Source organism: uncultured Nostoc sp. (assembly GCF_964245575.1).
In the GTDB taxonomy this organism is placed as follows: Bacteria; Cyanobacteriota; Cyanobacteriia; order Cyanobacteriales; family Nostocaceae; genus Nostoc.
On the sequence record NZ_CAXTNP010000274.1, the window covers coordinates 1 to 10,237 of the forward strand.

Consider the following 10,237-nt stretch of genomic DNA (forward strand, 5'->3'; position numbering starts at 1 on the left):
ACCCTAACCCTCCCTTTCTAAAGGAGAGGGAACCGGATTTTCTTATTTTCCCCCAATATATCGCGGGGATTAAGGGGGGTAATAATTCGATTAAAATCACAACATACCACTTTTCAAACAACCTCTAAGCAAAAATTACTTTGATAACCGTTAAATCACTTAAATATTCTGATAATATCTAAGCATTGTCAATAGGCTGGGTGTAATTTTGGTAAAGTTATAGTTAATTTTATGACGAGCGAACGTAAAGTTTTTGTTACAGCCACGCCCGTCAAAGACATGGCGCTATTTTTATAGATTCTATTGAGGAACGTAGCAAGATCCCGCAGGGTAGCCTAATATTTGTGCCTTTGTTGGCTCAAGGATGGCGTTCAACACAACTTAAACCACAGCGTTAGTCATCAACATCGCGACATTAGTCATCAACATTGCGATGTTTGTCATCAACATCGCGATGTTAGTCATCAACATTGCGATGTTTGTCATCAACATCGCGACATTAGTCATCAACATCGCGATGTTTGTCATCAACATCGCGACATTAGTCATCAACATTGCGACGTTAGTCATCAACATTGCGATGTTTGTCATCAACATCGCGCTTTGCGAGATATTGGTACATCTGCCACCGTGTATCTACCTCGGCTTGCGCTTGTTCTAACAAGTGCTTGGCTACGTCGGGTTTACTCTTGGTAAGCATCTTGAAGCGATTTTCTTGATACATGGAATCTTCTACAGATTGCTCAGGCTTACGCATATCCAATTGCAAAGGATTTTTACCCTGGTTAAGCAACTCTGGATTATGCCGATACAGCAACCAACGACCTGATTCTACCAAAGTTTTCTGATGATTCATCCCTGTGGTCATATTAATGCCGTGGGCGATGCAATGGCTGTAAGCAATAATTATTGATGGCCCATCATAAGCTTCTGCTTCCAAAAATGCTTTCAGGGTATGTTCATCTCTAGCGCCAAGGGCTACACTCGCTACGTAGACATTTCCGTAGGTCATGGCAATCATCCCTAAGTCTTTTTTAGGTGCAGGCTTACCACTAGCGGCATATTTAGCAACTGCGGCTCGTGGTGTAGCTTTAGAAGATTGACCACCTGTATTAGAATACACTTCTGTATCCATGATCAAGATGTTCACATTTCGACCACTAGCAATAACATGATCGATACCGCCAAAGTCTATATCATAAGCCCAACCGTCACCGCCAACAATCCAGACGCTTTTTCTCACTAAGTAATCCGCAAGGGATTTGAGATTTTGGATTTTGGATTTGAGATTAGGATCGAAAGTTACGATTTCATCTAACTTCTGCTGCAACAGTTCTATCCTTTCGCGCTGTTCCCAAATATCAGCTTCAGATTTTTGTTCAGCTTTCAGGATGGAATAAACAAGGTTTTCATCTATTTCACTCCCCAACTGTTGTAACAATTCCGCCGCAAACTCAGCTTGTTTGTCGAGGGAAAGGCGGAAGCCAAAACCGAATTCGGCGTTATCTTCAAATAGATTATTAGACCACGCCGGGCCGCGTCCTTCGGCGTTGGTTGTCCAAGGTGTTGTGGGGAGATTACCACCATAAATTGAAGAACAACCTGTAGCATTGGCGATGACGGCGCGATCGCCAAACAATTGTGTTAATAATTTCAAGTAAGGTGTTTCACCACAACCTGCACAAGCACCAGAGAATTCAAATAAAGGTTCTTGCAGTTGTTGTTGGCGAATCTGGTTTAATTTTAGCGATCGCCTGTCAGGATTAGGTAAACTCAAAAAGAAATCCCAGTTTTTTCGCTCTTGTTCCTGCAATGGCAACTGCTGTGCCATGTTAATTGCTTTCCGCAATGGCTCAGATTTATCTTTAGCAGGACAAATATTTACACAAATAGTACATCCTGTGCAATCTTCTGGGGCAACTTGAATGGTAAATTGTTGATTGGCAAAGTCTTTATCTTTTGCACCAGTTGACTTGAAGGTTCCTGGTGCATTTACTAACTCATCTGCTTGATAAGCCTTTGCCCGGATGGCACTGTGGGGACAAACCATCACGCACTTACCACATTGTACGCAGACATCCGGCTCCCATACAGGTATCTCTTCGGCAACGTTACGTTTTTCCCACTTGGCAGTACCTACAGGGAAAGTGCCGTCAACAGGTAGTGTGCTAACCGGTAAGTCATCACCTTCCCACACCATGATTTTGCCCAGAACTTCCCGCACAAATTCGGGAGCAGTAGAGACGCGATTAATCGCGTCTGTACAAGAGACGCGATTAATCGCGTCTGTGAGAATTGTTTGTGGGATATCTACTTTATGCAAGTTGTCTAAAGTATTATCTACAGCTTGCAAGTTCATGCGGACAACTTCTGCACCTTTTTTACCATAAGTCTTGTCAATCGCTTGTTTGATTTTAGCGATCGCTTCTTCTTGTGGCAAGACACCCGCTAAGGCAAAGAAACATACCTGCATAATCGTGTTAATTCTGCCACCCATGCCACTGTCGCGGGCAACTTGGCTAGCATTGATGATATATAACTTCAAATGCTTATCGATAATTTGCTGCTGCACCTTCAACGGCAGATTTTCCCAGACGTTATCTGCATCATAAGGACTATTAAGCAGCAAAGTCGCCCCAGGAATAGCAGCTTTCAAAATATCTATGCGTTCCAGAAATCCCCAGTGATGACAACCAATAAAGTTGGTTTGGTCAATCAAGTAGGTAGAACGAATTGGTTCTTTCCCGAAACGTAGGTGAGAAACTGTCATTGAGCCAGATTTCTTGGAGTCATAGACAAAGTAGCCTTGAGCGTAATTGTCGGTTTCTTCACCAATAATCTTGATGGAGTTTTTGTTAGCTCCAACAGTACCATCAGCACCCAGCCCATAGAACATTGCCCTGACAACATTATCCGATTCTGTAGAGAAATTAGAGTCAAAGCTTAGAGAAGTGTAAGTAACATCGTCATTAATACCGATAGTAAAATGCTTCTTCGGCTGGCTTTGCGCGAGATTATCGAAGATGCCCTTCACCATCGCCGGAGTAAATTCCTTAGAAGAAAGACCGTAACGACCACCAATGATTTTAGGGGATGAGAAAGTATTTTCTCCCCCTGCTCTCTTATCTTCCCACACTTCATGAATAGCAGCTACGACATCCAAATACAAAGGTTCCCCGGCGCTACCTGCTTCTTTGGTGCGGTCAAGAACTGCGATCGCTTTTAGACTAGTTGGTAATACTGCAACAAACCTTTGGATATCAAAGGGGCGGTAAAGTCGCACTTTGACTACACCAAGTTTTTCACCACGGGCGTTAAGGTAATCTACTGTTTCATGGACGGTTTCACAACCTGAACCCATAAGAACGATAACGCGATCGGCATCCTTAGCACCGTAATATTCATAAATTTGATAATGCCTTCCTGTGCGTTCTCCAAATTCATCCATGATGCGCTGGACAATTTCTGAACAGGCGTTGTAATAAGGGTTAGCACCTTCGCGTCCTTGGAAGTAGACATCGGGGTTTTGGGCAGTACCGCGCAATACTGGACGATCTGGGGTGAGGGCACGGCTGCGGTGAGCGAGTATTAGATTATCGTGGATGAGCGATCGCAAATCGTCATCTGAGAGCAGTTTGACTTTCTGCACTTCATGTGATGTGCGGAAGCCGTCAAAGAAGTGCATAAACGAGACTCGCGTCTCTAGAGTAGCAGCATGGGCAATAAGAGCAAAATCTTGACTTTCCTGCACCGAAGCGGAACACAGCAGCGCAAAACCAGTCGCCCGAGCTGCCATCACATCGCTATGGTCGCCAAAAATTGATAATGCATGGGTAGCCAAAGAACGGGCTGCAACGTGAACCACAGCGCTAGTCAATTCACCAGCAATTTTGTAGAAGTTGGGTATCATCAACAATAATCCCTGAGATGCCGTAAAGGTGGTACTCAAGGAACCTGTTTGCAATGCCCCATGCACAGCACCGGCTGCTCCTCCCTCGCTCTGCATTTGCACGACGCTAGGAATAGTACCCCAAAGGTTGGGACGACCTTCTGCTGACCAAGCATCAGCCCATTCACCCATTGCTGAAGAGGGGGTGATAGGATAAATGGCAATCACTTCATTTAATTTGTAAGCAACACGGGCAACAGCCTCATTCCCGTCAATGGTTGCAAAGGTTTTGTTCATAATATGATTTTTGTCCCCGCCTCTAAGCTGCATTATCAGAACACGTGAATATAAGAATCAGAAATAGCCAGTACTAGAAAGTAAGTGTATTATCTGCATTAAAGATTTATCGGTAGGATTTACTCCGTATTAAAGGATAATTTATTGATGGCTTTTGGCTCTTAAGTTAACTTTCAACAAATATTGCATCTATTAATATCTCATCTGCAATCCTGCATCTATTAATATGTATTAATAATGTACTCAATGACCAAAGTCTTTATTTGATAATACTTTCAAACAATTTATTCTTTTTTGTGGGGTATAGGGTCGGGAACAATACTGCTCAGTTAAGAAAATTTGTAGGTTGGTTGAAGGTGATAAAACCCAACAAAGCTCTGAAAATGTTGCGTCTAAGTTACTCAACTAATCTACACTGAAGTTGTTTTTAAGCAAAACCTACGCAGTTTTGAGACTATTTTGTACGATGGTCAAATATCACTTTTAATCCCATAGCAACAGAAGTCAGATGGCAATAAAAATTACATTGCTAATCGCCGATTTCCATACCATTGACTCAAATCATCCTCAATCGCCTCAATAATCGCGATCGCCTCAGTTATTGATTTTGCATCGGTAGCTAAAAGTGCAAACGCTCGCTCAACCCGTTGTTGATAGTCCTGCGGGCAAACAGCAAACCTATTAGCAACTGCGTTGGCGTAGCCCGCCGCAGGCATCGCCCCCTTTTCATTCAACAGGTAATCTTCATTGAGCGCGAATAAAACCTGATTAATACATGCCACACTGCGGAAACAACAACCTGCTGCATAAACAACATCATTGCGTGCAATCGCCTTTTTTGCGACCAACAGCGAGAAACTTATTTCCCAGGCGAAAGTATCAATAGTTGCCTGTTTCAGCCCAACTGGATAAGGCTTTGTTTTTGCCTTCAAACCTTCTAAAACACCATCAGGGTCGTAAAGTGCCTGACAAAGAGCAATTTCCCCCATATAAATAGAGGAAACAAAGCCATGAGGATGTCCTGGTTGATAATCAATAGTAATGCGTCCTATATGGCAATCATCAATGACACGATTTTTCAACTTCTGTCTTGGCTGCGGCTACGTCTACAGGTCAGACTTCTGCAATACTGGTGAGTGTGGCTTTGGCTTCGCTAACTTGCTTGCTACCAGTGGCGTTAGTGCGGGCGAGTGCTGCTTTGGCTTCGGCAAGTTGTTTGCTAGCAGTGGTGTTAATCCGGTTGAGAACTGCTTTGGCTTCGTCTACTTGCTGTTTGGCAGTTTCTACAGTCAAGCCCTTACTATCGTACAAAGAATTAGAAACTGCCCCTTGGGAATATAACTGCTGATAAAGTTGATATTCGGCTGAGGCATTTTTTAGTTCTGCCTCTAGCTTCTTAATGGTTGCCTCTTGCGCTATTCTGTCTCCTGACCACTGTGCCTCTATGCGGAATATCGCTTCCTGTTGCGCTGTTTTGTCTCCTTGGGATTGGGCTTGGAGACGTTCAACGCTTGCCTGCTGGGCCTGAATTTCTCCTGCTTTTGCTCCTGCTTGCACTTGAGCGAGTTTAGCTTGGGCAACTCTGATTTGTTGTTGGGCTTGTAGTACGGCAGTTTGTAAGCGATCGCGAGCGTCTAAAATTGCCACCATCTGTCCGGCTTTAGTGCGATCGCCCTCTTTGACTAGAATTTTGGCAATGCGATCGCCTTGCAATTTTTAATTTTATATTTTTAATTTTTAATTGGAGCGAAGCGACTTGACTCTTGTAGCGTTTGCACTCCTTCTAGTTCAGCTAATGCTGCACTTAAATCTGACTCACAAATCTCCTGGGCCAATTGCTCAAATAGAGCTTGTTTGCTAGGTAAATAGTGATACAATATATCAGTATAAACCCTTAATTGTTCAGCAATTTGGCGCATAGTGATGGAACCATAGCCTTTTTGGGCAAATAAATCAAAGCACTTGTCGAGCAGTTCTTTACGGTATTGCTCATGGTCAACAATCTTAGGCATGATTAAGCTTATTTATATCCAATGCTCGTTACATATTCAAGTAGCATCTTTCTTGCTGATATATAAAAGGATAATTTATTAATTTATAATGTAAAAAATCATACAATTAAAAATGATTCTTTTCGGCAATTAGCTGCCGCCAAAGCAAAGCGTTATGGCGCAGTAATTTCTAGTGATATTTTGCTAAAAAAGAAGGATTACGCATTGTTTATTTCTGCCGAAAGCATAATATAGACTTGCACGGGCAAGATTAGGTTCTTTACCCCCCCTATTTTTAAGATGATCGAACGGCATGTTAAGGGAGTCATGGGGCATTATCGCAAGAGCAAGGTTTTAAAGTATTGGGATATTGCCAATGAAATTATCGCTAAAAGTATAAATTTGACTAAACTCCGCTATATTTTTAATGAAGTTTAGCTAAACTTATTGTTACCTGTGTTAATCTTAAGTATTAAAACTAGGCTGCTATTTTTTGGTTTCTATATTTAGCCAATTTTAATTATTAAACTGATATTAAATCTAAAGAGATTGAATTATGAAATTATCTTCTATCACCTTAGTCGTTGTGATTAGTGCATTAGCTCTCCCCCAGAGTGCCTATGCTAACCAAGAAAATGTTCCCATCACAACAGGCGATTACAATCAGGCTGGAGTTTTATTGACGGAACCAGCTACGATTGACAATACATGGAGTAATTTTACCGGACAGTCCAATAATCCCAAACAAACTGCTGAATCAATTTTGCTAGTACAGGAGGAAGGATGCCAAAAGATTAACCCGCTTGACTTGATCAATAACCCAGGTGCTTTCTTTAAGCAATGTCAAAAGCCAACAAATACCCAAACTTCTCAAAGTACTGAGCCAATTGAGTATCTCAAGGTTCCTAAACTCGATTCTGGTATTAGTGTGACAGTTACTAAGTTTTGATATATAACTTTTTTAGCAAGAGATATAGCAATCCGATTTGATTCGGTGAATTACTCGTAGAGACTGGGGACTGGGGACTGGGGACTGGGGACTGGGAAGAAGGAATAAAGATGTACTGAGTTTTTTTCACGCAATCAAATATGAGTCCTATAGTAGCCCAAGGATACACGCAAGCACCCGGAAAACACCATGCTGAGGCTGACGCACTTAACCAAATTCAAGGCAAAGCTTTCAACTTCTTGAAAATGTATGTAACTCTTGAACCTTGTTCTTTTCATGGACGCACACCCGCATGTGCTTTAGCGATCGCCAAAGATCATCGTATACATGAAATATATGTATCTATAATTGATCCAGACTCCCGTAATAATGGTCAAGGATTGACATTCTTAAGAATTGCAGGAAAGATAGTTAATGTTGGGCTATGCGCCAATGAGGTGAATGCTTTTCTTAACCAATATCTAATAAAGTGATACTTGAAAAGTTAGGTTATAATTGCAATATAGTACCATTTTCCAAAAATCTTTGCAAGAAGTCAATCATCTGTGTCGGTTCACAAGTGTGCTTTTGTGTCAACAGGTGAAAACTAGTAAGCGTGGAAGCTTTAAGATATCCTCTTGTTAAAGGTTTCAGATGATTTTTGCATTTTTGGAGAAGTCGGGAATCTTGTTATTTAAATTCTGCTGTATAATAATTAACCACCCATAGACGTAAGTCTTTTCTTAAAATAGGATAATTACTTGCGATCGCGGGTGTTGCTGTCTTGCCAAGTATTATCCTTGATGTTAATGTGACCATTATTACTACTTTTAGTCAAAAAAATGTCGTCAACAGGAATTACATTGATAATACACCCAATGCAGATGTCTGCGTGCAGTATGACACAAGCGCAATTATCATAGATACCTTTGAGATATAACCAAAATAGCACAAATGAAAATAAATTATTATTTGGTGTTTTAATAATCTTCAATTATGACTAATTTAGAAATTTTCTATTTTGAAGTTGTTTATTGTAATAAAATACTTTTCGGGGCAATTTTTAATTATTCATAAAGTATATTGGAGAATTAAATCAATAATAATTAGGTTTCAAGATATGCAAATATCAATAAGAAATCAGTGCAATAGGTTAAAAAAATATGGTGATGATACTTGAGACAATTGATTTGTCACTACTGATGATGTTATTATTAGGGGGTGGGTTGATTTTGGGTTTATTATCTCCAAGAATTAACTTGTAATGTATCATAGACCAGAATTCATCATCAGTATTGCCAATTGATTGATTAGCAGTGTGAAATGGCTATGGGTCTGAATATCTAGACTTGATACCAATAAATTGATGACGTTACAGAGGAGCAAATAACCATGAGCAACTTAACATCTTCACCTACCGAAGTTCAAAAAACGAAGAAAAAAAGTTTAGCCGCAGATAAAAAACCTCGAGCTACAGATGATATTGTGCGTAGTTATCTGCAAGAAATCGGGCGTGTAGATTTGTTGACTCGTGAACAAGAGGTTATTTTTGCCGAACAAGTGCAGCAGATGATGAATTTACTAGCTGCTAAAGAAGAATTGGCTGTGAAATTAAACCACGAACCCACGCTGCAAGAATGGGCAGATCAGGTGGAGTTAAGTGTTGAGGTGGTAGAGCAACAGCTAAATTTAGGACATCAAGCCAAGCAGAAAATGATTCAGGCTAATCTCCGGTTAGTGGTAGCTGTGGCGAAAAAATACCAGCACCGCAACCTGGAATTTATGGATTTAATTCAAGAAGGTACTTTAGGTTTAGAGCGAGGGGTGGATAAATTTGATCCCGCTCTTGGTTATAAGTTTTCTACCTACGCTTACTGGTGGATTCGTCAAGGAATCACAAGAGCGATCGCTCAACAAGGACGGACAATTCGTTTACCGATCCATGTCTTTGAGAAACTGAACAAAATTAAACGGGTGCAGCGAGAATTATCTCAACAGTTAGGTCGGGTTCCTACTACTGCTGAAATTGCTAAGGCGTTATCTTTGACGCCTAGCCAAGTTCGAGAGTGTTTGTACTTAGCGCGTCAACCCTTCTCCTTAGAGGCGCGAGTTGGTGAACAACAAGATACAGAATTGCAGGACATACTGGAGGATGATGGCCCTTCTCCGGAAGACTATGCTGTTGAAGAATCTTTGCACCAAGATTTACAAGACTTGTTAGCAAAGCTTTCTCCCCAGCAGCGAGAAATATTAACCTTGCGCTTTGGTCTGACTGATGGATATGAACTTTCTTTAGCACAGATTGGCGATCGCATGGGTATTAGTCGAGAACGGGTGCGTCAGATAGAGCAAAAAGCTCTCAGTTTGCTCCGACGCCAGAAAGAACAAGTACGTAGTTATTTAGCTAGCTAAATAACTCATAATTTATAATTACTAATTCATAATTTAATTTTTTAACTATGAATTATGAATTAATAATTATTGGTCATTATGGGGGAAAATCAACCTAAGTAATCTCTCTCAAAGATTTGATATGAGTACATCAAAGACAGTGCAACAATTGCAAGCACAATCGGTGAATTCTGAAAACTTTCGGCGTTATGGACAGGTGATTTTTGCAAGTCTTGATGGCAAAGCTTACGATGGGGAAGATGCCCAGTTAAACCTGCATAACGGGATTCCCCGATTTTATATTATGCGGTTGGAAAAGAGAGGGCGAAAGTTTCATAAAATTACTCGCCATGTGGAATGCACTCAATGTCTGGGTTCTTTAGAAGGGAAGGATTGGTTAATTGCAGTTTGTCCTCCTAATAATGATGTGAATGAACCAGCATTAGAAGAGATTGCTGCTTTTTGCATTCCGGGGGATTGTTTTATCAAGCTACATGAGGGTACTTGGCACGCTGGCCCCTATTTTGATCATGAAGCTGTAGATTTTTATAATTTAGAACTAGCTGATACAAATATGGTGGATCATTTCACCCATGATTTTCTCAAGACTCATCAATTAGAGTTTGAGATGGTTTAGGTGAAATAGGGTTAAATAAATTATATTGGGGATTGGGGATTGGGGATTGGGAATTGGGTATTGGGAAAACTCTTTCCTAGTCCCCAGTCCCCAGTCCCCAGTCC

General features: G+C 41.0%; 9 protein-coding genes and 2 pseudogenes. 6 read left to right on the top strand and 5 right to left on the bottom strand.

Annotated elements, in window-relative coordinates; all coding sequences use genetic code 11:
• Positions 1–381 precede the first annotated feature (381 nt).
• The 5 genes and pseudogenes from ACFFAP_RS30850 to ACFFAP_RS30870 form a co-directional block, all read right to left on the bottom strand.
• Positions 382–528, bottom strand: a complete 147-nt coding sequence (locus tag ACFFAP_RS30850) for a hypothetical protein (protein ID WP_375514783.1) — start codon at positions 526–528, stop codon at positions 382–384.
• Positions 529–562: 34 nt separating this feature from the next.
• Positions 563–4,186: a pyruvate:ferredoxin (flavodoxin) oxidoreductase gene (nifJ, locus tag ACFFAP_RS30855; protein WP_375514784.1), complete on the bottom strand. Its 3,624-nt coding sequence runs from the start codon at positions 4,184–4,186 to the stop codon at positions 563–565.
• A gap of 521 nt (positions 4,187–4,707) precedes the next feature.
• On the bottom strand, positions 4,708–5,268 hold the full coding sequence (locus tag ACFFAP_RS30860; protein ID WP_375514785.1) for a hypothetical protein: 561 nt from the start codon (positions 5,266–5,268) through the stop codon (positions 4,708–4,710).
• A 34-nt stretch (positions 5,269–5,302) separates the two neighbouring features.
• A pseudogene (locus ACFFAP_RS30865) lies at positions 5,303–5,899 on the bottom strand (HlyD family secretion protein); the annotation flags it as partial.
• Between the two features lie 44 nt (positions 5,900–5,943).
• A pseudogene (locus ACFFAP_RS30870) lies at positions 5,944–6,198 on the bottom strand (TetR/AcrR family transcriptional regulator); the annotation flags it as partial.
• A gap of 279 nt (positions 6,199–6,477) precedes the next feature.
• Here ACFFAP_RS30870 and ACFFAP_RS30875 point away from each other — a divergent pair.
• The 6 genes from ACFFAP_RS30875 (at position 6,478) to ACFFAP_RS30900 (ending at position 10,133) form a co-directional block, all read left to right on the top strand.
• Positions 6,478–6,615, top strand: coding sequence for a hypothetical protein (locus ACFFAP_RS30875; protein WP_375514786.1), 138 nt, complete (start codon positions 6,478–6,480; stop codon positions 6,613–6,615).
• 118 nt (positions 6,616–6,733) lie between these two features.
• On the top strand, positions 6,734–7,126 hold the full coding sequence (locus ACFFAP_RS30880) for a hypothetical protein (protein ID WP_375514787.1): 393 nt from the start codon (positions 6,734–6,736) through the stop codon (positions 7,124–7,126).
• 140 nt (positions 7,127–7,266) lie between these two features.
• Positions 7,267–7,599 (top strand): riboflavin-specific deaminase, encoded by a 333-nt coding sequence (locus ACFFAP_RS30885; protein WP_375514788.1) that lies wholly within the window; start codon positions 7,267–7,269, stop codon positions 7,597–7,599.
• A 317-nt stretch (positions 7,600–7,916) separates the two neighbouring features.
• On the top strand, positions 7,917–8,045 hold the full coding sequence (locus ACFFAP_RS30890) for a DUF3172 domain-containing protein (protein ID WP_375514791.1): 129 nt from the start codon (positions 7,917–7,919) through the stop codon (positions 8,043–8,045).
• A 452-nt stretch (positions 8,046–8,497) separates the two neighbouring features.
• Positions 8,498–9,517: an RNA polymerase sigma factor, RpoD/SigA family gene (locus ACFFAP_RS30895; protein WP_375514789.1), complete on the top strand. Its 1,020-nt coding sequence runs from the start codon at positions 8,498–8,500 to the stop codon at positions 9,515–9,517.
• 121 nt (positions 9,518–9,638) lie between these two features.
• Entirely contained in the window at positions 9,639–10,133 is a 495-nt protein-coding gene (locus tag ACFFAP_RS30900; RefSeq protein WP_375514790.1) for an ureidoglycolate lyase, read from the top strand.
• Positions 10,134–10,237: the final 104 nt, after the last annotated feature.